This window comes from Phyllobacterium sp. RCAM01083 (assembly GCF_055685835.1).
Map to the genome: position 1 here is coordinate 3,178,743 of NZ_JBVFZN010000005.1, position 21,457 is coordinate 3,200,199.

Annotated in this window: 23 protein-coding genes; 10 read left to right on the forward strand and 13 right to left on the reverse strand. The window is 57.9% G+C overall.

Annotated features, from left to right (window positions below):
* The first annotated feature begins 14 nt into the window (after positions 1–14).
* From ACZ25R_RS22425 to ACZ25R_RS22435, 3 genes are all read left to right on the forward strand, one after another.
* Positions 15–893, forward strand: coding sequence for a F0F1 ATP synthase subunit gamma (locus ACZ25R_RS22425; RefSeq protein WP_346308057.1), 879 nt, complete (start codon positions 15–17; stop codon positions 891–893).
* An 18-nt stretch (positions 894–911) separates the two neighbouring features.
* On the forward strand, positions 912–2,489 hold the full coding sequence (atpD, locus tag ACZ25R_RS22430) for a F0F1 ATP synthase subunit beta (protein ID WP_472462270.1): 1,578 nt from the start codon (positions 912–914) through the stop codon (positions 2,487–2,489).
* A 91-nt stretch (positions 2,490–2,580) separates the two neighbouring features.
* Positions 2,581–2,988 (forward strand): F0F1 ATP synthase subunit epsilon, encoded by a 408-nt coding sequence (locus ACZ25R_RS22435; protein ID WP_346308055.1) that lies wholly within the window; start codon positions 2,581–2,583, stop codon positions 2,986–2,988.
* 227 nt (positions 2,989–3,215) lie between these two features.
* Here the strand turns inward: ACZ25R_RS22435 and ACZ25R_RS22440 are convergent, their stop codons facing one another.
* From ACZ25R_RS22440 to ACZ25R_RS22455, 4 genes are all read right to left on the reverse strand, one after another.
* Positions 3,216–3,734: an RNA pyrophosphohydrolase gene (locus ACZ25R_RS22440; RefSeq protein WP_472462271.1), complete on the reverse strand. Its 519-nt coding sequence runs from the start codon at positions 3,732–3,734 to the stop codon at positions 3,216–3,218.
* A gap of 38 nt (positions 3,735–3,772) precedes the next feature.
* Entirely contained in the window at positions 3,773–4,915 is a 1,143-nt protein-coding gene (locus ACZ25R_RS22445; RefSeq protein WP_472462272.1) for a divergent polysaccharide deacetylase family protein, read from the reverse strand.
* Positions 4,916–5,014: 99 nt separating this feature from the next.
* Positions 5,015–6,340, reverse strand: a complete 1,326-nt coding sequence (locus ACZ25R_RS22450) for a S41 family peptidase (RefSeq protein ID WP_472462273.1) — start codon at positions 6,338–6,340, stop codon at positions 5,015–5,017.
* On the reverse strand, positions 6,330–7,667 hold the full coding sequence (locus ACZ25R_RS22455; protein WP_472462274.1) for a murein hydrolase activator EnvC family protein: 1,338 nt from the start codon (positions 7,665–7,667) through the stop codon (positions 6,330–6,332). The genes ACZ25R_RS22450 and ACZ25R_RS22455 overlap by 11 nt, the downstream gene beginning before the upstream one ends.
* A gap of 374 nt (positions 7,668–8,041) precedes the next feature.
* Between ACZ25R_RS22455 and ACZ25R_RS22460 the strand changes: the two genes are divergently transcribed.
* A complete protein-coding gene (locus tag ACZ25R_RS22460; RefSeq protein WP_464661726.1) occupies positions 8,042–8,761 on the forward strand; it encodes a glycosyltransferase family 2 protein in 720 nt (239 codons plus the stop codon).
* Here ACZ25R_RS22460 and ACZ25R_RS22465 read toward each other — a convergent pair.
* From ACZ25R_RS22465 to ACZ25R_RS22475, 3 genes are all read right to left on the reverse strand, one after another.
* On the reverse strand, positions 8,703–10,148 hold the full coding sequence (locus ACZ25R_RS22465; RefSeq protein WP_472462275.1) for an ArnT family glycosyltransferase: 1,446 nt from the start codon (positions 10,146–10,148) through the stop codon (positions 8,703–8,705). The two genes, ACZ25R_RS22460 and ACZ25R_RS22465, sit on opposite strands and share 59 nt — an antisense overlap.
* A gap of 194 nt (positions 10,149–10,342) precedes the next feature.
* The gene (locus ACZ25R_RS22470) at positions 10,343–10,507 is read right to left on the reverse strand and encodes a DUF1328 domain-containing protein (RefSeq protein ID WP_105734311.1); all 165 of its coding nucleotides are present in this window, start codon (positions 10,505–10,507) and stop codon (positions 10,343–10,345) included.
* Positions 10,508–10,594: 87 nt separating this feature from the next.
* Positions 10,595–11,389 (reverse strand): response regulator, encoded by a 795-nt coding sequence (locus ACZ25R_RS22475; RefSeq protein ID WP_346306298.1) that lies wholly within the window; start codon positions 11,387–11,389, stop codon positions 10,595–10,597.
* Between the two features lie 166 nt (positions 11,390–11,555).
* Here ACZ25R_RS22475 and ACZ25R_RS22480 point away from each other — a divergent pair, with 166 nt between their 5' ends.
* Complete coding sequence (locus tag ACZ25R_RS22480) at positions 11,556–11,759, forward strand: NepR family anti-sigma factor (RefSeq protein WP_223613786.1); 204 nt, start codon at positions 11,556–11,558, stop codon at positions 11,757–11,759.
* Positions 11,760–11,770: 11 nt separating this feature from the next.
* Entirely contained in the window at positions 11,771–12,322 is a 552-nt protein-coding gene (locus ACZ25R_RS22485) for an RNA polymerase sigma factor (RefSeq protein ID WP_464661721.1), read from the forward strand.
* Here ACZ25R_RS22485 and ACZ25R_RS22490 read toward each other — a convergent pair.
* On the reverse strand, positions 12,305–12,724 hold the full coding sequence (locus tag ACZ25R_RS22490; RefSeq protein ID WP_472462276.1) for a response regulator: 420 nt from the start codon (positions 12,722–12,724) through the stop codon (positions 12,305–12,307). The genes ACZ25R_RS22485 and ACZ25R_RS22490 overlap by 18 nt on opposite strands.
* A 141-nt stretch (positions 12,725–12,865) precedes the next feature.
* Between ACZ25R_RS22490 and ACZ25R_RS22495 the strand changes: the two genes are divergently transcribed.
* Together ACZ25R_RS22495 and ACZ25R_RS22500 are read left to right on the forward strand one after the other, a co-directional pair.
* A complete protein-coding gene (locus ACZ25R_RS22495; protein ID WP_472462277.1) occupies positions 12,866–13,621 on the forward strand; it encodes a Crp/Fnr family transcriptional regulator in 756 nt (251 codons plus the stop codon).
* The gene (locus ACZ25R_RS22500) at positions 13,554–15,092 is read left to right on the forward strand and encodes a sensor histidine kinase (RefSeq protein ID WP_472462278.1); all 1,539 of its coding nucleotides are present in this window, start codon (positions 13,554–13,556) and stop codon (positions 15,090–15,092) included. Before ACZ25R_RS22495 ends, ACZ25R_RS22500 begins: the two co-directional genes overlap by 68 nt.
* Positions 15,093–15,099: 7 nt before the next feature.
* On the opposite strand, the gene ACZ25R_RS22505 is transcribed toward ACZ25R_RS22500, so the two are convergent.
* Positions 15,100–15,321, reverse strand: a complete 222-nt coding sequence (locus tag ACZ25R_RS22505; RefSeq protein ID WP_472462279.1) for a hypothetical protein — start codon at positions 15,319–15,321, stop codon at positions 15,100–15,102.
* Between the two features lie 222 nt (positions 15,322–15,543).
* Here ACZ25R_RS22505 and ACZ25R_RS22510 point away from each other — a divergent pair, with 222 nt between their 5' ends.
* On the forward strand, positions 15,544–16,998 hold the full coding sequence (locus ACZ25R_RS22510; RefSeq protein ID WP_472462280.1) for a sensor histidine kinase: 1,455 nt from the start codon (positions 15,544–15,546) through the stop codon (positions 16,996–16,998).
* On the opposite strand, the gene ACZ25R_RS22515 is transcribed toward ACZ25R_RS22510, so the two are convergent.
* From ACZ25R_RS22515 to ACZ25R_RS22530, 4 genes are all read right to left on the reverse strand, one after another.
* Positions 16,978–17,424 (reverse strand): hypothetical protein, encoded by a 447-nt coding sequence (locus ACZ25R_RS22515; protein WP_472462281.1) that lies wholly within the window; start codon positions 17,422–17,424, stop codon positions 16,978–16,980. The two genes, ACZ25R_RS22510 and ACZ25R_RS22515, sit on opposite strands and share 21 nt — an antisense overlap.
* Position 17,425: 1 nt before the next feature.
* On the reverse strand, positions 17,426–17,764 hold the full coding sequence (locus tag ACZ25R_RS22520; RefSeq protein ID WP_223613778.1) for an ElaB/YgaM/YqjD family protein: 339 nt from the start codon (positions 17,762–17,764) through the stop codon (positions 17,426–17,428).
* A gap of 126 nt (positions 17,765–17,890) precedes the next feature.
* Entirely contained in the window at positions 17,891–18,763 is an 873-nt protein-coding gene (locus ACZ25R_RS22525) for a PRC-barrel domain-containing protein (RefSeq protein ID WP_472462282.1), read from the reverse strand.
* Positions 18,764–18,987: 224 nt separating this feature from the next.
* Positions 18,988–19,146, reverse strand: a complete 159-nt coding sequence (locus ACZ25R_RS22530; protein WP_346306306.1) for a DUF3309 family protein — start codon at positions 19,144–19,146, stop codon at positions 18,988–18,990.
* A 326-nt stretch (positions 19,147–19,472) separates the two neighbouring features.
* On the opposite strand from ACZ25R_RS22530, the gene ACZ25R_RS22535 reads away from it, so the two are divergent.
* On the forward strand, positions 19,473–21,329 hold the full coding sequence (locus ACZ25R_RS22535; protein ID WP_472462283.1) for an AI-2E family transporter: 1,857 nt from the start codon (positions 19,473–19,475) through the stop codon (positions 21,327–21,329).
* Positions 21,330–21,457: the final 128 nt, after the last annotated feature.

Here is a 21,457-nt window from a genome sequence, read left to right on the forward strand (position 1 = left end):
GACGGGATGAACGGATGCCTTCGTTAAAGGATCTGAGAAACCGGATCGCCTCGGTCAAGGCGACGCAGAAAATCACCAAGGCGATGCAGATGGTCGCCGCGGCGAAGCTGCGTCGTGCGCAGGAAGCTGCGGAAGCCGCGCGTCCCTACTCACAGCGCATGGCTGCAGTGCTGGCCAATATCGCCGCCAATGTGGACGGCGATGATGCGCCCGTGCTGATGAGCGGAACCGGCAAGGACGATGTGCATCTGCTCATCGTCTGCACGTCGGAGCGCGGTCTCTGCGGTGGTTTCAATTCGCAGATCGCCCGTCTGGCCCGCGAACATGCACGCCGCCTCCTGGCGGACGGCAAGACGGTCAAGATCATCACTGTCGGCAAGAAGGGTGCGGATATCCTGCGCCGCGATCTTGGCAAGCATATCATCGATCACGTTGATCTGCGCGATGTGAAGCAGCTTGGCTTTGTCAATGCCGATGCGATCGGTCACAAGATCATTGCGCTTTACAATGAAGGCGTGTTTGACATTGCCACGCTGTTCTATTCGGAATTCAAGTCGGTGATTTCGCAGATACCGACTGCCCAGCAGCTGATCCCCGCAAGCGCTGTCGGCGATGCCGAACCGGAAACGGCAGGCGATGCGGTTTATGAATATGAGCCGGATCCGGCATCCATTCTTGGTGATCTGATCCCACGCAATATTTCCGTCCAGGTTTTCCGCGCTCTCCTTGAAAACGCGGCATCGGAACAGGGTGCGCGCATGTCCGCCATGGACAACGCAACCCGCAATGCCGGTGACATGATCAACAAGCTGACAATGTCGTACAACCGCCAGCGTCAGGCTCAGATCACCAAAGAACTGATCGAAATCATTTCGGGCGCGGAAGCGCTCTAATCGCGAAGGTAAGGATCGATGGCAAAAGCAGCGACCCCGAAAACACCCGCAGCCGCCAAAGCAGCTGCACCCAAGGCAGCGGCTGCAAAGACCGCTGCTCCGAAGGCTGAGGCAGCGGCTGCTCCTGCAGCAAAGACGGCCAAGGCATCGGCAACGCCAAAGACGACCGTGAAGGCAACCGGCACTGCCGGCCGCATCAGCCAGGTCATCGGCGCCGTTGTGGACGTTCATTTCGAAGGCGAACTGCCAAAGATCCTGAACGCGCTGGAAACCGACAACCTCGGCAATCGCCTTGTTCTGGAAGTTGCCCAGCATCTCGGTGAGAACACTGTTCGCACGATCGCCATGGACTCGACCGAAGGTCTGGTTCGCGGTCAGCCCGTGTACGATACCGGTTCGGCCATCATGGTCCCGGTCGGCGAAGCAACGCTCGGCCGTATCATGAATGTTATCGGCGAGCCGGTTGACGAAGCAGGCCCGATCAAGACGAAGCTGACCCGCGCTATCCACCAGCCAGCTCCGGAATATGTCGAGCAGTCGACGGAAGCCCAGATCCTGGTAACCGGCATCAAGGTTATCGATCTGCTGGCGCCTTATGCGCGCGGCGGCAAGATCGGCCTCTTCGGCGGTGCCGGTGTTGGCAAGACGGTTCTGATCATGGAACTGATCAACAACGTGGCCAAGGCGCACGGCGGCTATTCGGTATTTGCCGGTGTGGGTGAACGTACCCGCGAAGGCAACGACCTTTACCACGAAATGATCGAGTCCGGCGTGAACAAGGCCGGCGGCGGTGAAGGCTCCAAGGCCGCACTGGTTTACGGTCAGATGAACGAGCCGCCAGGGGCTCGTGCCCGCGTTGCGCTCTCCGGTCTGACGGTTGCGGAACATTTCCGCGATGAAGGCCAGGACGTTCTGTTCTTCGTGGACAATATTTTCCGCTTCACGCAGGCTGGTTCGGAATTGTCGGCTTTGCTCGGCCGTATCCCGTCCGCCGTGGGTTATCAGCCAACGCTGGCAACCGACATGGGCCAGATGCAGGAACGCATCACCACGACGCACAAGGGTTCGATCACATCCGTGCAGGCCATTTACGTGCCCGCCGACGATTTGACCGATCCGGCTCCAGCGACATCCTTCGCGCATCTGGATGCGACGACGAACCTCAACCGTGCGATCTCTGAAAAGGGTATTTATCCGGCTGTGGATCCGCTCGACTCGACATCGCGCATGCTCGATCCGCTGATCGTCGGTGAAGAACACTACCAGATTGCGCGTCAGGTTCAGTCAATCCTGCAGCGTTACAAGTCCCTGCAGGACATCATCGCCATTCTCGGCATGGACGAACTGTCGGAAGAAGACAAGATCACGGTCGCCCGCGCCCGCAAGATCGAACGCTTCCTGTCGCAGCCGTTCTTCGTTGCTGAAATCTTCACCGGCTCGCCGGGCAAGCTGGTTGATCTGGCTGACACCATCAAGGGCTTCAAGGGCCTTTGCAACGGTGACTACGATCACCTGCCGGAAGCAGCATTCTACATGGTCGGCTCGATTGACGAGGCGATCGAAAAGGCACAGCGTCTGGCAGCGGAAGCTGCCTGATCTGGAACATAATGGCGGGCTCCGGCCCGCCCTTTCTTGTCAAGGCCATCCCTTCTATCAGGTCAATGACCGCAGGAATTGAGTGAATATCATGGCAGAAGCCTTCCATTTCGAACTCGTATCGCCAGAACGTCTGCTGCTCTCGGAACAGGTCACCGAAGTTGTGGTTCCGGGCACGGAAGGTTACATGACCGTGATGGCCCATCACGCGCCACTGATGGCCACCGTCAAGCCGGGCGTTGTCACCGTGAAGACGCCGGATGGTAAGCCGGACAGCTATGTCGTGTTCGGCGGCTTCGTCGATGTGACGCCGGATGGCTGCACGCTCCTCGCGGAATCGGCGGTACACGTCACCGATATAAAGGCTGATGAACTTCAGAACCGTATCAAGGACGCCCGCGAAGACTTCGAAGACGCGACGACGCGCGAGCAGAAGGCCAAGGCGGAAGATCTTCTTGGCCAGCTGACCACACTGCAGGAAGCCATCAAGGCCGCCTGACCGGTTTCAAATCACTGATACTGACGAAAGCGGGCTTTTGGCCCGCTTTTTTTGTTACATAGCACTTCCCTTCTTGCGTGGTTCGACAAGCTCACCATGAGGGAATTGAGTGGATGGCAATGCCAACCTTGGACGTTGCAGAGTTGTAGCTCCCTGCAATTCTCAATCTCCCTCATGGTGAGCTTGTCGAACCACGCACAAAGAGAGTTGCAGGCAAAAACGACAGGTCAACCTGCCAGATGCTTGAACGCAGCGACAACCTGCTCATAGACGGTGCGCTTGAACGGCACGATGAGGTCCGGCAGCTCGGTCATGGGTTTCCATTCCCACGCATCGAATTCAGCGGTGTGGCCGCCGGGAGGCGGGTTGATCGCGATCTCGCTTTCATCGCCGGTAAATTCGTAGGCGAACCACTTCTGCGTCTGGCCGCGATACTTTCCCTTCAGGGCGATTCCGACAAGCGCGGGCGGCAGGTCATAGTTGATCCAGTTCGGCGCCTCGGCCAGCAGGGAAACGGTTTTCATGCCCGTTTCCTCGTAGAGTTCGCGGCGGGCCGCAATTTCCGCATCCTCGCCTTTGTCGATGCCACCCTGAGGCATCTGCCATAGCTGGGTCGACCCGTCCATTTCATCATTGGGTATGACAATGCGATGGCCCGCCCAGACGAGCTTATCGGCATTGAGCACCATAATGCCGACGCAGGGCCGGTAGGGGAGCGTCTCGGGGTCGACATGTTTCTTGCTCATGCGAATACTCCGCTGGATGATGGGATAGTGATGGGTGCCTAGCCCTTTTCAGGATCGCGGACAAGGGCGGAAACCGGTACGATCTCGATGCCGCGGGTCTTGGCTTCGTTGGTCCAGGCGGCCACGGCATCGACGGTCACGCTGAAGGCCGAACCGGTTCCGATCGCCGTGCCTTTGGCCCGGGCGATACGCTCCAGCTCATCCAGTTTCTTGAGGATGTTGCCGCGGTCCTGCGTGCCATCAATCAGCACATCGGCGGCAGCAAAGGGCGTTCCCTGCTGACTGGCGATGGTGTCGGCCTGGCTGCGCGCGGAGCTGCCGTCATCGAGATAGAGCAGCCCGCGTTTCGCGATATCCTGCATGACAGGCGTCATGGCCTTGGCATCAGCGGTAAACCGGGCCCCCATGTAGTTTATGATGCCGGTGTAATTAGTGATGCGGCCCATCGCCTTGTGCAGATTGTCCAGTGTCTCGGCTGCGGGCGCATCGACCGTCAAGGTGTTGCGTCCGGGATTGACCCGCGGGTAGTCAAAAGGCTCAAGCGGCACCTGCATCAACAATTCATGGCCATTCTGGCGGGCCGTCTGCATCCACCGGATGAGGCTGTTGCCTTCAGGCGCAAAAGCCAGCGTCACCTCTGCCGGGAGCGTCGCGATTGCCTGCTGTGTGCCGGTCTGGGACATGCCGAGCCCGCCAATGACGAGGGCGATCCGCGCGCCGCGGGCGCCCGACCATGACCGCGCATAGACATCGAGCGGCCGTCGTCCGTCCGGACCGATGACCGGCAGGGAGCCGAGCGCAGTCGTCTCCAGCAGATCCCGGTCGGGGATATGGGCGGTCAGCGGATTCTGGGTTGCTCTGGCGGGATCGCCGACAACGATGATTTTCGGGCCGCCGGGACTGGTGGTGACATTTCCCTGGGTGACGACGCCTGCCGGGGCCTTGTCGGCTGCTGGTATCGTCTTGGCCGGCGCTGGCGGAGTTACCGCTGCCTGTTCGGGCTTTTCCATTTCCGGCGGCGGATTGCGAAATCCGTGGTTGCTGGTGAACGAGATCAGCAGTGCGGCACCTCCCACCCCCAGCACGGCGATGGCCGGCAAGAGCCAGCGAGCGCCAGCCTTCGGTTTGTCCTTGGGCCGTTTGCTGTTTTGTCCCAGCGGCCTGTTGATGTCGGAATTCACGCGCTTTGGCCGATGAGGAGGATGAAACGGAAGGAATGATCGGTGGGAAATGAAGTGGGGACCAGGTGTGTAAGAGCCAGCCTGATCCCCTTGGTCATATCAGTTCGGTACGCCCTTGGACGGGTCTGCCGGGAATGCCGCATTGGCCTGTTCGCCGCGCAGCAGCTTCAGGGCTTCGATCAGCTGCAGGTCATCCTTCGGATCCGGCGGGACATAGGCAATCGAGCCCGACCCTTCCGCATCCTCCTGAACGCCCTTGATGTGGCCCTTCAGGCTGGATTCGCTCATCGGCTCGGCCCGGCCCTTCAGATCGTCCGGCAGTGGCTGTTCGACCGAGATATCCGGCACGATGCCCTTGCCCTGGATCGATTTGCCGGCCGGTGTGTAATACAGCGCCGTCGTCAGGCGCAGCGCGCCATTCTCGCCCAGCGGGATGATCGTCTGCACCGAGCCCTTGCCGAAGGACCGCGTGCCCAGCACCGTCGCCCGGCGATGATCCTGCAGCGCACCGGCGACAATCTCCGATGCGCTGGCAGAACCGCCATTGATCATGACGATCATCGGCTTGCCGTTGATCAGATCGCCCGGACGGGCATCGAAGCGGGTGATGTCCTGCGGGTCGCGGCCACGGGTCGAGACGATTTCACCCTTGTCGAGGAAGGCATCGGAGACGGCAACCGCCTGGTCGAGCAGGCCGCCCGGATTGAGGCGAAGATCCAGCACGAAGCCCTTGAGCTTGTCGGCGGGAACCTTGCTCTGGATATCCTTGATCGCCTTCTGCAGGTCTTCAAAGGTCTGTTCGGTGAAGGAAATCACCCTGACATAACCGACATCGTTCTCGACGCGGTACTTGACGGCTTTCACCTTGACCACGTCACGCACGATGGTCAGCTTGATCGGCTTGTCGGCGCCCTGACGGATCAGCGTCAGCTCGATGGGCGTGTTGACATCGCCGCGCATCTTGTCGACCGCGTCGTTCAGCGACAGGCCGCGGACATCGGTTCCGTCGATCTGCGAGATATAATCGCCAGCAAGAACACCCGCCTTGGAGGCAGGCGTGTCTTCGATGGGGGCAATGACTTTCACAAGCTCATTTTCCATGGTGACTTCAATGCCAAGGCCGCCAAACTCGCCCTTGGTCTGCACACGCATATCCTGGGCCTGGTCGGCGTTCATGTAGGACGAATGCGGATCGAGCGACGTCAGCATGCCATTGATGGCGCTTTCGATCAGCTTCTTGTCATCCGGCGGCGTGACATACTGGTTGCGCACGCGCTCAAAAATATCGCCGAAAATCGACAACTGCTTGTATGTGTCAGTGCCCGCAGCTTCTGCAACGGTTGTGGGCAGTGCACCCTGCACAACCACCATTGCCGTTGCACCCAACAGGGCTCCGGCCATGAGAAGCGTTAACCTACGTATCATTTGTGGTCCTTCCAGCGAGCCTATCCGCCCACCAGGGAGCGGGATTAACAGGTTTTGTATCTTTTCGGAACTCAATGTAAAGCATTGGCGCTCCATTTCCCAACGGAACGGTGCCGGTACTCGCAACAAGTTGCTCGTTCATCACACCAACCGGCTCTCCCGCCAAAACAAACTGATTCTGCGAAACATTGATTCTCTTCATTCCTGCCAACACGACATGATAGCCATTGCCGGCATCCAGGATCAAGAGTTGGCCATAGGAACGAAAGGCGCCGGCATACAGCACCACGGCGTCCGTGGGCGCGGTAATTGTTGCGCCTGCCGGGGTTTCCAGCGTGTCGCCCTGCACGACACCGCCCAATCCGTCCTCGTCGCCAAAATGCCGAACCAGTTTTCCGGCACCCGGCATGGGAAGATGTCCCTTCAGCGAGGCAAAATTCACCTTGGCTGACAGGCGTTCCTGGTTGGAGGCGAAATTGTCGGCCCGCTCCTTGCTGGCTGCAAGCTTCTGTTCTTCCTGCTGGTTCGCCGCGCTGGCTGCCTTGCGCGCCTCTTCCATGTCCTGTTCCATCGAGGCGATCAATTCGCGCAGGGATGTCGCCCGCCGGGCCAGTTCTTCCGCCCGCTGCTGTTCGGCCTTGCGCGTTTCCTCGGATGTCGTCTGCAGTTTCTGCTTTTCGGCCAAAAGCAGGTCGAGGCGCTTCTTTTCCTCCGCCTGTCCGGACAGGGAAGCGGTCAGACGGGTCTGCTCATCGGAAATCGATGTCCTGATCCGCGAGAGCTCCTTGAGATCGGCAATCAGCACTTCCGTCTGTTCGCGCATTTCCGGAACGACAGCGCCCAGCAGGACGGCGCTGCGGACCGACGCAAGGGCATCGTCAGGGCGAACGAGGATGGCGGGGGGCGGATTGAGCCCCATGCGCTGCAAGGCGGCAAGGACCTCAGCGAGCGCCGCGCGCCGGCCCTTGAGAGAGAGCTTTATTCCGTCTTCCCGTTCATGCAGATCGGTCAGCTTGTCGCCGATAGCGGCTATATCTTCAGTCAGTTTTTTCTCGGTCTTGGCCGACTGGATCAACGCGGCCGTCAGGGTGGTCTGATCCTTCTTCAGATCGGCAATTTCCTTGTCGAGGGAAGCCACGCGATCAGCAGACAAACTGATCTGGCCGGTGAGTTCGTCCAGTTGTTTGACGGTTTCAGCGCGCTTTGCGTCGACCTGTTCCTGCGCGTGCACCGGCGAAACGCAGGCAAACAGCAGGACAAAGAGGCCAGCGCCCATGCGGGAACTCTTCCTTGAACCAATGATTGCATCTGTAACCCGAAAATGCATATGCGGACCGAAATGAATTAAGATTAGAGCCCGACAATAGGAAGACTTCGATTAATGAACTATTAACCATAGAGCATCCACGCGGGATATTAGCGTGATGCTAGCATTTTAGTGCTGATCGGGATGGCGGAATTACGACGTCAGCTTCACTCTTGCGTGAAACCGCGGCGGGATCAGCCGGTATAAGGGGAAGCGGTTTCCGTTCGACGCGAACATTTGTTTTGCTTTCTTCTTTTGAGTGCTATGGGAACGGGCAGAGAACGTATCGAACATCCTGACGCATTGCGCCGATGCAATGATCTTTCGAAGCTGACCGGCATGGCCGGATTTTGATCGTAGTGCGGAAGGTTCACCTTGGTTTCTGGATTTTTCAAATGACCGATCTGTCAGTCGTAATTCCTGCCTATAATGAATCCGGAAACATCGGCGCCCTTGTCACCGAGATCAATCAGGCTCTTTCAGGTGTGGTCAGCTATGAGATATTGATCATCGATGACGGCTCGAATGATGGCTCAGCGGAAGAAGCGTTGAATGCGGGTCACCACGTTCGCGTGCTGCGCCATAAAAACCGTACGGGTAAATCCAGGGCTCTTGTCAGCGGTTTTCAGGCCGCAAGGGGGCAATGGATCGCGACGCTGGACGGTGACGGGCAGAACAATCCGCTGGATCTGGCGCGCCTCTGGCCGCGTATTGCGCAATCCCAGCCTGCGCTGTTTGCCGGGGTCAGAAAACGCCGCAATGACGGGGTCGTGAAGTTGCTGACATCGAAATCCGCCAATTTCATCCGCAAGCGCCTTCTCAGGGACAATTGCCGGGATGCAGGGTGCGGATTCAAAGTTCTACCGGCGTCCGTGGCAAGAGGGCTGCCCTACTTCGACAACATGCACCGTTTTCTTCCCGCCCTCTCGATCCGGGCCGGTCTGACCGTCGTCGAAGTCGATGTGGAGGACCGTCCCCGGCTGGCCGGCGTCTCCAAATACGGATTCTTTGATCGCGCTGCGGTTGCGTTTCTCGACACAGTGGGTGTCTTCTGGCTTATCCGCCGATACTCTGATCCGGCAGGGGTAAGTGAGATGAATAACGCTGAAAGCTGAACGTCCTGATCTGGCCGTTGAAGTTTCTCAATGGGCTGTCAACGCGGGTCATGGGTCCGGCCGCGGCCGCATCGGCGGGCAGGAGTTCGAGCGTTTCTTTATCCGGTGCATCGCCGCCCTCCCAAACAAGCACGATATCGTCGGCCTTGCCGCCTGCCGGCGGCCAATGGAGCTGCACGGCGATGTTGGCGGCGTCATCCTGCCGCTTCGCTGCTATCCGCGCCGGCGTAGAATTTTGCACATGTATGGCATTGGCAACCGCATCAAATGGTATCGACAGGCGATCGTCACCGAACAGCAGCACAATGGCGAAGGCAACGGGCGCCAATGCGTAGAAGCCGCCGGATATGATCAGCAGGTTTCGCGCGCCATGCTTTTGCGGAAAGTACAGCGCCAGCAAAATGGCAGTCGGTGCCAGAATGGGTGCCATATAGCGCTCTGCGACGGAATGGTAGTCGGCAAAAAAGACGATCAAGCCAAAGGCCGTCAAACCGAGCACGACGGTACGGAACAGGACTTTCCTGACGTCGGCGTCTCCGTCCGGAGCGGGTTTTGGATCGTCCTGCCAGCGGCCAATCAAAAAGATCACAAGAGCCGGGCCTGACCAGAGGAAGGTCGAGATGAAGAGACTGAGAAGCCCGTCCACCCCAAACCCAGGAAGATCAAAAGGCTGGAGCATCGGGATCAGGTGGTTGAGCTTGACCATTCGACCGGCCGTCGCAGCCAGGGGTGCATTCAAGGAGGCTAAGGCCACAGGGCTCATGGCAAGCAGGAAAATGCCAAGGGATATCAATGCGGGTCTGCAGAAAATCTGACGGCGAATGGTCCTGTTGAGCGCGCAGGCGATCAGAAAGCTGAATAGGAACATGAAGAAGTTGTATTTTGCCAGCCCGCCAATGGCGGCCCATAGACCAAGCCAGACATAGGCGCTGTATCCTCGTCCCGATCGGATCAGAGCCAGAGCATGGATCGTGCCGATGGATGCGACGATCACCAGAAGCGTATGCGCCGTTGTCTGGATCGACATCCAGACAATCTGCGGCAGAAGGGCGGATGCCGCCAGGGCCAAAACCCCGGCGCGGTCGCCGCCCAACCGGCGTGCGGTATCGAATGAAAGCCAGTGATAGAGGCCAAGCAGGCAAAGACGGACCAGAACCGTCGCAACGACCCAGTTCCAACCGGTAAGATCGAGGGCCAGTCGCACCAGCCAATTGTAAAGCGGCGGGTGCGAATTGCCGTAAATCCAGGAAAAATCAACCGATCCGACAAACTGGGCTTCATCGATGTCGAGGAATGACGACAGTGCCAGCCTGAGTGCGATCAGGCCCGCTGTGTAGCATAGTATTGCAAGGGGGATTCGCCGGGCGAGGTAGGTCCAGTTGATCATCGGGCCGTCCAGTTTCAACGCTGCATGGAATCGAGAGGTGAATGCAGCCTGACCGTCAATTTCATATGTGCCGTATCCCACTACAACCAAGTGCCGGGCGCTGCAATGCCACAAATTTCCAATGAGAAACCGTGCCAATGAATAAGGCCGCCGGCTTGATGCCGGCGGCCTTTCACTTATTCAAATTGTTGTGACTACGCCCTGCGCAGCAGGCCCGCGATCAGGGAAATGACCAGAAGCGCCAGGAAGACAAAGAAAATAATCTTGGCTATCCCGACAGAAGCCCCGGCTATTCCGCCAAAGCCAAGTGCGCCGGCCACGAGGGCAATAATAAGAAACACAACCGCATAATATAACATTATCAACTCCCTATCCTGTTGCATGCACAACGATCTCGGGGGTGCCTTTGTTCCATGCGGCAGCAGATACGAATGCTTCGCCGGCTTCTATGCCTTTGCCTTGCTGCTCTCTTTGAAGAACAGCGCCTGTGTAATCAGGGCTTTGACCATGTCAGGGTTGAAGGGCTTGGTGACAAGGAAGGTCGGTTCCGGCCGTTCGCCGGTCAGGAGCCGCTCAGGAAACGCCGTGATGAAGATCACGGGAACCGCGTCCTGGCTCAGGATGTTGTTGACTGCATCGATGCCGGAACTGCCGTCGGCGAGCTGAATGTCGGCAAGAATCATGCTCGGATGTGTTTCCGCGTAGAGTTTCACGGCCTCGTCGCGGGTACGGGCGATACCGACAACTCGATGACCCAGACTTTCCACCATATGTTCGATGTCCATGGCGATCAGCGGTTCGTCCTCGATGATCATGATATCGGTGGCGATCTGCCTGGAGATGCCGACGGAAGCCTCGTCGAGGAGAGCATAAAGCTCCTGCTCGTCTATATCGAGAATATCGAGGGTTTCAGCCTGGCTGAAGCCTTCAAGGCTGATGAGAAGGAAAGCCTGACGCGCGCGCGGGGCGATGGCCGTCAGGTTTGCCGCCGCGTGCTTTTCCCAGCCGAATTCCGACTGCAGTTCGAGAGGGCGGACATTGACGGAATTGAAGTGCTTGATCAGCAGCTTGTAGAGGCTGACCCGGTCAGAGGTGGCTTCAGGAAAAAGGGAGACATCGCTGATAAGGATTTCGAGCGTCGCCGCTACATAAGCATCGCCTGATGATTGCGACCCGGTAATGGCGCGGGCGAAGCGGCGAAGATAGGGCAGATGTGGAGCGATCCGAGTGGACAATGACATTATGGTGATTTCCCGTTCCCGTTTGGGCATTGAAGACTAGTACGAACCAAAACACATTGGCGAAAAAAAAGTTCCCTGGCATGGAACTTTTCCTTCTCCAGGGGATTATCGACATTAATGTGCCTGCCAAAAGCTTTTGCGACGAACGACCAGCAAAGATAGTAGAATGAACGCCAACAAAAGTATCTCAGACGGCTCCGAAAAGGGTCGTGTCCGCCGCCGCGACGTCAGAAACGCGGAATCAGAAATCGGTTTGAAGCTGCGTGCGCTTTATGCCTCCGTACAGGAGGAGGAAATACCGGCACGTTTCCTCGACCTTCTGGAAAAGCTCGACGAAGCTGAACGCAACCATGCTCAGTCGTCAAAATAACAGGCGGTCGAATGGTACATGAATCCCCTGATTTCAAGAGAAATCTGATTGCGTCCCTGCCCAAGCTGCGCGCATTCGCAGTATCGCTGATCGGTAATCCCGACCGCGCGGATGATCTTGTCCAGGACACGATCATGAAAGCGTGGGCCAAGCAGGATTCATTCGAAGCCGGCACCAATATAAAGGCCTGGCTGTTTACGATCCTGCGCAATGAATTTTATAGCCAGATGCGCAAGCGCGGGCGCGAAGTGCAGGACTCGGATGGCGTTTTCACCGAACAGCTTTCGGTGCATCCCTCGCAATACGGCGCGCTTGATCTGCAGGATTTCCGAAAGGCTCTGGAAAAGCTGCCCGACGATCAACGCGAGGCCATCATCCTTGTCGGCGCGTCCGGCTTTTCCTACGAAGAGGCGGCGGATATCTGTGGATGCGCGGTTGGGACAATCAAGAGCCGCGTCAGCCGTGCAAGAACACGGTTGCAGGAACTTCTCGATGTTCAGGGAGAGGTTGATTACGGTCCTGACTCCATTGCCACGCAGGTAACGTCAAACAAGTTCGCCTGACGCGCCGTCTTCTTTCGCCGGCAGTGTTCCCGCAACCATTCTGGCAAAAGCGGTGGCGGCGGCTTGCAGGATCTGGGTCTTGCCATAGGGCTTCAAAACCACGGGAACATCGGCAAAACCGGCAATGCCGCTCCTTTGCTGATCATAGGCGGTGGCAAAGACAACGGGAACGCCCCGTTGCAGCATGAGGCTTGCGGCGTCCAGAGAGGAGGTGCCCCGTGCCTTGACTTCGAGAATGGCGATGTCGCATGGCGGCTGGCTTTCAATCCAGAATAGAAGCTCGGCAACGGTCGAGACGACATGAACGGATTTCGCGCCACATTCCTCCGCAATGCGCTCCAACTCGAGTGCGATCAGATATTCGTCCTCCAGAACCAGAAGTCGCTTGCCGGTCAATTCCATATCAACTGCTCCTAAAAGCAGTGCTTATGCGCTGAACGGAATAGGGTGTCATTTAACTATGACATGTCGAACGCGAAGAATTATCGGTCATTTCAACGGCAGCATGTTAGCGTGCTCAACAACTCTCGATTGAGAAATCAAATGAAAACAGCAACAGCTTCAGCGGTACGGCAATTCCCCTGCGAAAAATGCCCCTTGCAGGATTTCCCGCATTTCCAACCGCACGACAAGGACGAACTGGAGTTCCTGTCGGGCTTCAAGACGGGCGAGCTTGTTGCCGATGCCGGGACGACATTTCTGGTCGAAGGTGCCAACAGCGCACACCTTTTCACGGTTCTGTCCGGCTGGGCGTTTCGCTACAAAACCCTGGAAGACGGCCGCCGGCAAATCCTCAACTACGTGCTGCCCGGCGATCTCATCGGGTTGCAGGGATCCCTGATGAAGGAGATGCAGCACTCCATCGAAGCCATGTCACCGGTGATTCTGTGCGTTTTCCAGCGTGACAAACTCCCCAACCTTTTCCGCACCTTTCCAAGCCTTGCCTACGATATTACCTGGCTGGCGTCCCGCGAAGAGCAGATGCTGGATGAAATCCTGCTCAGTGTCGGGCGTCGCACCGCATTGGAGCGCGCGGCCTATCTGTTTGCCTTCATTTTTCAGCGTGCCAAGTCGGTCGGCATGGTCAAGAACAACAAGCTGTTTGTGCCGCTGAGACAACAGCACGTTGCCGATACGCTCGGATTGTCCATCGTGCACACGAACAAGACGCTCAAGAAACTTGCGGCGCGAGGTGCATTGCGCTGGGTTGACCGGGGCTGTGAAGTCCTCGATGAAGCGATCCTTCTGGATATATCGGGATGGCAAGGTTTGCCGAAGGTGCCAAGACCCTTTATCTAGTTCGTGTATATGTCGGGCCGAGCATACGAGGCCTGTTTTGGCAGGAGCAGTGCAGTTGGTGCAGTGGCGCAGAGTTTTGGCAGGTTTTTCGGAAAGACCCCGGCGCGGGTTGGCCATCATCATCTCGCTTGCCCTGATCATCACCGCTGCGACCTCGACCATCATCCTGACCCGCGGCTTCAACAACCAGATGGACGACGTCATTGCCACCTACCGGGTCCGGGAGCAGGCGGATGGCGCACTCGCCCTCCTGAACGAAGCGCATACCAGTCAACGCGGTTATCTCCTGACCCAAAACCCCGCCTTCCTCGATCTCTACCGTGCGGCTGCATCCCACCTTGCCGAATCGCTGAATACGCTGAACGAGATGACAAGAGGCAATCCCCGGCAACAGGCCATTGTCAGCCAGATTCAGGATCTGGCGAAGCAGAAGCAGCAAAAAGTCGAAGCGGCCATATCGATGTCTCTTGCGGGGAACAACAGCGAAGCTCTGGCTTCACTCGGTTCCGATTTCGGCATCGGCCAAATGGATGACGTCAGGAAAACCATCAACAGTTTCCTGGGTGAAGAAGATCGTCGGCTAATTGCCCGCAACATAGCCATGGACAAATTGCGCTTCTGGCTGACCATTGCCTCGATCCTCGCCCTCGCAGGTGCACTGATACTCGCCTATATCCTTGCCAGCCGCACCAAGCGCTATGTGCGCAAGCTGACCGAAGGTCAATCGACGCTGCTTTCTGAAAAATCGCAACTGGAAGAAATGGTTCAATTGCGCACCGCCGAGCTCGAAAAGGCCATGCTGATTGCCAAGCGGGAGCGCGCGCGTGTGGAAACGCTCCTGCAGGATTCCGACCATCGCATCGGTAATTCGCTGGCGACCGTGTCATCGCTTCTTGGCATCCAGATGCATGGCGTTTCGTCAGACGAAATCCGGGTGGCCCTCGGCGCGGCGCGTGATCGAATCCAGACGATTTCTTCGGCACACCGCCGGCTCCGGCTGGGAAAGGATCATGAGACCGTTCGGGCCGATGAATATTTGCCGGAGATTATGGCCGACATCAAGGACGCGCATTTTCACGACAGGGATATCCGGATCGAAGCCCATTTCGAACCGATTGATCTGAGCTCCCGGGATGCCACAACCCTCGGCATCATTATCGGTGAGCTGACGATGAACGCGATCAAACACGCATTTCCGCATAATCGCGCGGGGTTGATCGAAATCGGCCTGCGGCGCGATGCCCAAGGCATTATAGCCCTCACCATTGCTGACGATGGTATCGGCATCCAGAAAAAACTCCACAAGCGGGCGTCAGGTTTGGGCTCCGTGATCGTCGCACAGCTCTGCCAGCAATTTGGCGGTGCTGTGACCTATGGCGCCAAAGATGGTGGCGGCACGATCGTGACGGTCACGTTCCCCACCCTTCGCAGTGCATCTGCGCCGGAAAACGCGAAGGCGGAAGACGAATGAGTGGCAGTCAGAGCGTTGCCGCCCCGGTTTCCGGCATGTCGGCTTTCAGCTGTTCCAGCGCAAGTTCGATGTCGCGCAAGGTCCGGGTGGAGCCGTCCTCATTGTCCATTCCGCCTTCCGTCGCTGCCCGCTGCAATCCCCTGGCTTCGCTGAGCAGTTCCCGCAGCTTTTCGATTTTCACGGTCCGGTCCAGACTATTGTCCGATAGAATGTCCTTCGCTTCGCGCATAGATTTCTCCTTTGCATTCTTCACGCAACAGAAACGACGGGCGCTATTAAATGTTCCGGGCGGGGAACAAAGGAGTATGCGTTGCGTTGATAATCGAAGCTGTTTCAACGTTAAGAGTAAGGACGGCTCGATGAGGGGCGTCATGTGACTATGAAGTCAGACCAAATTTCAGAAAACATGTCAGGATTTCTGTCAGAACCCGCTCGTCTGGACGCTGTTTCCGTGCTGAGCAGCCTTGAATTTCAACCTGAAAGCGAGCTGCACGGACTGGCCTCTCTGGCTTTGTCATTCTCGAATGCGGATGTTGCGCTGATCGTGGCAGTCGGTGAGACGCAAACCCGGATACTGGCGCAGGCTGGAAACGCGCCGGCGGGACGCACCGATTTCTGGGTGTTCGGCGCAAATGCGCTGGTCCTGCCAGAGGGAGAATCGCTGGTCGTTCCCGATGTGACGGCAGACAAGCGATTTTCCGGAGGCGTGGCGGGCTTGGCCGGCAACGATGTGCGGTTTGTTGCAGCGACGCCGGTCGAGGTCGGTGGCGCGCGGGCAGCTGCGCTTATCATCGCCTCGGCGCAACCCGGACAAACGGCAAGCACGCTGGTGCAATCCCAGTTGAAGCAGGTGGCCAGGCTTGCCGGTTCCTTTCTCAAAATGAAATGCGATGCACAAAGCAATGTTCGGTCCATCGAAACCCTGAACAGGGATGAACTGCGCCATGATATGGCACTGGAAGTCGGGAATGTCGGCAGCTGGGTTTGGGACCTGAAGACCGGAAAATTCACCGGCAACAAGATGGCTTATTCCATGCTCGGCCTCAGCGATGACAAGCCGATAAGCGGCGAGGATGTTTTCCGCGCCATGCATCCGGATGATTTTCCGTTGATGAAATCGGCGTTCACCCGCGCAATGGCACATAACCAGGATTATGTCGGCGAATTTCGCGCCGCATCCTCCGGTCAGTGGCTGCTCGGACGCGGCCGTGTTTTTGAACGGGATACCGCCGGCAGGCCGCTTGTAGCCGTTGGTGTCAATATCGATATCACCAGCACGCGGAATGCCGCCGAGAAAACCCGGCTGCTGTTGCGGGAATTGAATCACCGGGTCAAGAATACACTGGCCATGCTGCAATCGCTGGCGCGGCAGACATTGAACCGGACCTCGGATCCGGCGGAATTCATGGAGGCTTTCTCCGGCCGGCTGCGGGCAATCTCCGAGGCACACACGCTTTTGTCCGATCGTGAATGGAGCGGCATCAGTCTCGTTGACCTCATCACCAAGCAGGTCGAGCCCTATGCGATCTATGATCCGGCCCAGGTTGTGCTGGAGGGCGAGGACATGATTCTCCCGCCCGATCACGCGTTGGGACTTGGCATCGCGTTGCACGAACTTGCCACCAATGCGGCCAAGCATGGTGCGCTGTCCTCCGCGCGGGGGAGGGTGCGTGTGTCATGGCAGACGGAAACCGGGCTCGATGAATCCAGGGTTGTCATTCACTGGGTGGAATCCGACGGCCCCCGCGTCATACCTCCCGCCGCCCGAGGACTTGGCGAGCGGCTGATCGAACGCAGCCTGGACAAGGTTCTGTCGAGCAGCGTCCGGTTGAGTTATCCCGAAACCGGTATGGAAGTTCTGATTTCGATGCCGATAAAGGAAGGGTCAGCTGCTGTCGTTGGATGATGGTTTCTTCTTGGTGAGAAGCGAAAGTCCGGCAAAGGCGATGACCGGTACGGCCAGCATCAGCAACCCCCGCGATTTCAAGACGGTTGGTGCGGCGGCAAGTGCAGCGACGGTCAGCAGGGTTGACGTATCGACCTTTGACCGCTCACGCTGCCGCCTGCGGGCAACCGTTTCAGCAACTTTCATGATGATGTAGGACAGAAGCGCAAGGACGATCGCGCCGCCGGCCAGGATCAGGGCGGCGTACACATCGCCGAAATGCCGAGAAAGCGCGATATAGCCCGCGACGAGCAGGAAGACGCCGGCAATCGCCAGCAGAATGCCGATCAGCGCAAGGAAGACCGCACGGCGCTTTGCCCGGCTCACAGCGGAACCGAGCTCTCCAGAAACCGCACTGGACAGAAGGGGGGCCAGCAGTTTCAGCATGTCAGCGGCGGGCGATCAGAGCCAGAAGAAATCCCACGCCCGCAGCGACGGCAACGGTTGTCAGCGGGTTCTCGCGCACAGTCTCTGTCAGTTGATCCTCGAGCGCCTTGGCCTGAGACCGTATTTCATCCAGAGCGTCTTCGCCGCGTGCCCTGGCGTTCTCGAAGGTCGAGGATGCATTGCTGCTCGCCTCTTTTGCCGAGGTCTTGCCGATTTTGGCGAGTGTTGCCGCAATGTTCGCGATGTCCTCTTTCAAAGCGGCAACCTGAGCTTGCAGATCCGGGTTGGACTCCGTTGCATCGTCCACGGCTTTGCGAACTTTCGAAGAAACTGACGCCATTAAAGGAACTCCTTGAGAAATATAAGTTTCGTAGGGATTGAAACGCACCGCATGCGGTTTGGTTCCATGCGGAAGCGCAGACAGCTGCTCACGCAGCGGTCTGCCTGTATTGGGCTGCAAACACTGTTATTCGGCACTGCCGCGCAGCAGGATTTTCTCGCTGTCGGCCTTGTAGGCTTCCTCGCTATAGGCGGGATGAGCCTGCAGCTGCTGCTTCGTGAAAGGCGTGTAGACGGCGACCTTGCCGTCCTTGTCCGACAGGAGATCGAGATTCTCGATGGAAATGGCGATGGGTTTCTTGCCCAGGCCAAGGAAACCGCCGACGTCCACGACAAAGGCTTCCACCTGACCGTCGGGGGTCATCAACGCGTCGCCCACGGAACCAAGGGTCTCGTCATCCGAGCCATAGACGGTCGTGCCGATCAATTTTTCCGCGCTGACGGCGGTTGCCGGTACAGCTTTCAGCCCGTCACGCGTCGCCATCGTGGCTTGCGGTGCCGGCTTGGCAGGCGCAAGAGACGGCTTCAGAACATCCGCCGCGGGGCGCCCGTCGAGCAAGGCCGCCTTGTCAAAGGCAGGCGCCTTTTCCAGCTCTTCCTTGCTGGTGGCGATGACGAGCCAACGTGTGCCGTCCGCCCGGTCAGCCCAGGCCAGACCATCCAATCCAACGGCCACATCCTTCTCGCCGATGCCGACAAATCCACCAACGCCGATGATTGCCGCCTCAGCTGTGCCATTGGCGTCAAGCACCAGATCTTTGACCGCGCCGATCGAGACGGAATCGTCCTTGGCTCCGTTATAGACTTTCTGCCCGATCAAGCCGGAAGCCAGGATTTGCCCGGCTGCAGATTTGACATAGCGCCCGGCATTTTGTGCCGGCTTGCTTTGGTCGTGGAAAATGCCGTGCGTTGCCGCTGAACCCGGTTCCTGGGCCTGGGCGAAACCGGATGTCGCAAGGACAGTGATCAAGGCAGTGGTCATCAAGAGACATTTGGTCATGCGAATATGGTTCCTGTATAATATCGTGATGTGAAGAAGCGCCGGGACAACGGCCGGCACGAAGGCAGCGCCGCGCAATGTTCCTACGAGAGATAGCCGAGGAACCAGAGAATCAGGATGATCGGTAGTGGCAGGCCGATGAGCCAAAGTAAAACTCCACGCAGCATAGTGTGTCGATCCTTTCGTCAGGTCTGATCCGGGCAATCAGAGTGCAAACAGTTCCGTTAGATGCGGCCCAAAAGCAGCAAGATGAGCAGAATCACCAGGACAATCCCAAGCAAACCGGAAGGGCCGTAACCCCATGCCCGCGCGTGGGGCCAGCTTGGAAACACGCCGATCAGCGCCAGTATCAGAATGATGATCAGGATCGTTGTCACCGGCATTCTCTGCTTCTCTCCTTTGAGCGGCCCGATGCATTGAAAACTTCCGATATCGATTTTTGTTCCGGCCGCTGCAGCGTTTCGATGCTGCTCCATGCAGTGCGAAGGAACGAGTTGGCGTCGTTTTCGCAGGTCTTGGCTGGGGGCATGCAACCAAATTCAGCCGGCTTCGTTTCAGAGTGTCATTGAACGGAGAGGGATTTTCATGAATTCGGAGAAGCGGGCTGGCTATGCCGTCTGAGAATGTAAGGGAGGCGTCGCCGCGCGCCGTTGAGCGCGTCAGTCAAAGGTCAATTTATGCGCCTGCTCCTCCCGATACCGACGGGCGAATGCAGTTCCCGCCCATCATTGTGGCCATTGCGGTGGTCGCTGCGCTGTATTTTGCCCGGGATATTTTTGTCCCGCTGGCGCTGGCACTGCTCTTGACCTTTGCCTTGTCGCCGCTGGTCACGCAGCTTCACCGCTTCGGCGTGCCGAAGATTCTTTCGGTTATCGCCGTGGTGCTGACCGCGTTTATCGCCATATTCCTGTTTGCCACGATTGTGGTTGGGCAGCTGACGGTTCTGGCGCAAAACCTGCCAAGCTACCAATACAACATCGAGGCAAAGATCAGGACCATCAAGGACGCGCAGTCCGGTAACGGTATTTTTGACCGCGGCGCGCGCATGTTCAAACGGCTCAATGAAGAAATAGGCCGCTCCGATGAAGTGGAGCGGTTTCCCGCACAAAACGGCGCGGGCACACAGGCACAACAACCTCCTGAGAATGTGACGCCGAACAATCAGGCGGAAAACAAGTCTCCCCTGGCGAAAGGTGATCAGGATAAACCCGTTCCGGTTGAAATCCGTTATCCGGCCCCGGATCCCCTGCAATTGCTGCAAACCGTCGCCGTGCCCTTGATTCAACCGCTGGCAACGGTCGGCATTGTCGTTGTCTTTGTCATCTTCATGCTGCTGCGGCGGGAAGATCTGCGTGACCGCTTCATCCGGCTTGTAGGAGCCAGCGACATTCACCGCACGACCACGGCATTGCATGATGCGGGCAAGCGGGTCGGGCAATATCTCCTGATGCAGCTTGTGATCAATATCTGCTTTGGTGTCCCGATCGGCATCGGCCTTTGGCTGATTGGTATCCCCAATCCGATGCTGTGGGGCCTTCTCGCCATCGCCTTGCGTTTCGTGCCCTATATCGGACCATTCATTGCCGCATCTTTCCCGCTCATGCTTGCGCTGGCGGTCGATCCCGGCTGGATGCTCCTGTTATGGACCGCCGCCTTGTTCATCGTTCTCGAGTTGATCAGCAACAATGTCATGGAGCCGGTGCTGTATGGCTCAAGGACCGGGCTCTCGCCGGTTGCCATCCTGCTTGCGGCGATTGTCTGGACCTGGATATGGGGCCCGATCGGGCTCCTGCTTTCCACGCCGCTGACGGTCTGTCTCGTGGTGCTCGGGCGTCACGTGCCGCGCTTCGAGTTCCTGGATGTGCTGCTTGGCAACGAACCGGTGCTGTCGCCGCCGCAACAGCTCTATCAGCGGTTGTTGTCGGGCGATCCCGACGAGGCGACGGAAAAAGCGGAAGACTATCTGCAGTCTTCGGCGATTGCGGATTACTACGCGTCCGTTGCTGTCCCTGCGCTGTTTCTCGCCGAACATGACCGGGGACGGGGCGTGCTGGATGCTGCGCGCCGCAGCCGGGTGGCACAAAGCATGATACGCCTTGTGGAAAATCTCTCGGAACATCAGGACGTGCAAGGCGAGGACGATGAAGATCACGTCGAACCGGCCAAGAGCGGGCGCAGCAAAAGCGAAGAGCCAAGGACGATCATTTCAGCGGGTGGGCGAGGCGATCTCGACGACGCGGCCGCGGTGATCATTGGCGATATTCTGGAGCGGGGTGAGTTCGAGGTTCGCGACATCACGCATGACGAGCTTGAAGCCGTGAATATCGGCAAGCTCGACCTTGCCGATGCGAGTGCGATCTATATCAGCTATCTCAACATGTCTTCAGTGGCCCATGCCCGTTATCTCGTTCGTCGTATTCGCAGGCGGAATGCGCGCATCAAAATCATTGTCGGCTTCTGGGCCGAGGGTGCGGGCACTGTTGACGGTGACAAGATCGTTGGATCTAGCCGAAACTGCTATTTTGCCTCGAACATCGAGGCGGCAATCAAACAGGTTGCCGGGTGATATCCGGGATATTCGGGAAAGCCTTCCCGCGGATGGGAACCAAGATGACTCTGTGACGTTTCGCAGAAGCTGGTCACGCGTTGACCGGCACGTTCAGAACCCGGTGCCTGTTCCCCCGTGGGCACCGG

Coding starts and splice junctions, on each gene's coding strand:
- ACZ25R_RS22425 (WP_346308057.1), top strand. CDS start 15: ATGCCTTCGTTAAAGGATCTGAGAAACCGGATCGCCTCGGTCAAGGCG.
- atpD (WP_472462270.1), top strand. CDS start 912: ATGGCAAAAGCAGCGACCCCGAAAACACCCGCAGCCGCCAAAGCAGCT.
- ACZ25R_RS22435 (WP_346308055.1), top strand. CDS start 2,581: ATGGCAGAAGCCTTCCATTTCGAACTCGTATCGCCAGAACGTCTGCTG.
- ACZ25R_RS22440 (WP_472462271.1), bottom strand. CDS start 3,734: ATGAGCAAGAAACATGTCGACCCCGAGACGCTCCCCTACCGGCCCTGC.
- ACZ25R_RS22450 (WP_472462273.1), bottom strand. CDS start 6,340: ATGATACGTAGGTTAACGCTTCTCATGGCCGGAGCCCTGTTGGGTGCA.
- ACZ25R_RS22455 (WP_472462274.1), bottom strand. CDS start 7,667: ATGCATTTTCGGGTTACAGATGCAATCATTGGTTCAAGGAAGAGTTCC.
- ACZ25R_RS22460 (WP_464661726.1), top strand. CDS start 8,042: ATGACCGATCTGTCAGTCGTAATTCCTGCCTATAATGAATCCGGAAAC.
- ACZ25R_RS22465 (WP_472462275.1), bottom strand. CDS start 10,148: ATGATCAACTGGACCTACCTCGCCCGGCGAATCCCCCTTGCAATACTA.
- ACZ25R_RS22470 (WP_105734311.1), bottom strand. CDS start 10,507: ATGTTATATTATGCGGTTGTGTTTCTTATTATTGCCCTCGTGGCCGGC.
- ACZ25R_RS22475 (WP_346306298.1), bottom strand. CDS start 11,389: ATGTCATTGTCCACTCGGATCGCTCCACATCTGCCCTATCTTCGCCGC.
- ACZ25R_RS22480 (WP_223613786.1), top strand. CDS start 11,556: ATGAACGCCAACAAAAGTATCTCAGACGGCTCCGAAAAGGGTCGTGTC.
- ACZ25R_RS22485 (WP_464661721.1), top strand. CDS start 11,771: ATGGTACATGAATCCCCTGATTTCAAGAGAAATCTGATTGCGTCCCTG.
- ACZ25R_RS22490 (WP_472462276.1), bottom strand. CDS start 12,724: ATGGAATTGACCGGCAAGCGACTTCTGGTTCTGGAGGACGAATATCTG.
- ACZ25R_RS22495 (WP_472462277.1), top strand. CDS start 12,866: ATGAAAACAGCAACAGCTTCAGCGGTACGGCAATTCCCCTGCGAAAAA.
- ACZ25R_RS22500 (WP_472462278.1), top strand. CDS start 13,554: ATGAAGCGATCCTTCTGGATATATCGGGATGGCAAGGTTTGCCGAAGG.
- ACZ25R_RS22505 (WP_472462279.1), bottom strand. CDS start 15,321: ATGCGCGAAGCGAAGGACATTCTATCGGACAATAGTCTGGACCGGACC.
- ACZ25R_RS22515 (WP_472462281.1), bottom strand. CDS start 17,424: ATGCTGAAACTGCTGGCCCCCCTTCTGTCCAGTGCGGTTTCTGGAGAG.
- ACZ25R_RS22520 (WP_223613778.1), bottom strand. CDS start 17,764: ATGGCGTCAGTTTCTTCGAAAGTTCGCAAAGCCGTGGACGATGCAACG.
- ACZ25R_RS22525 (WP_472462282.1), bottom strand. CDS start 18,763: ATGACCAAATGTCTCTTGATGACCACTGCCTTGATCACTGTCCTTGCG.
- ACZ25R_RS22530 (WP_346306306.1), bottom strand. CDS start 19,146: ATGCCGGTGACAACGATCCTGATCATCATTCTGATACTGGCGCTGATC.
- ACZ25R_RS22535 (WP_472462283.1), top strand. CDS start 19,473: ATGCAGTTCCCGCCCATCATTGTGGCCATTGCGGTGGTCGCTGCGCTG.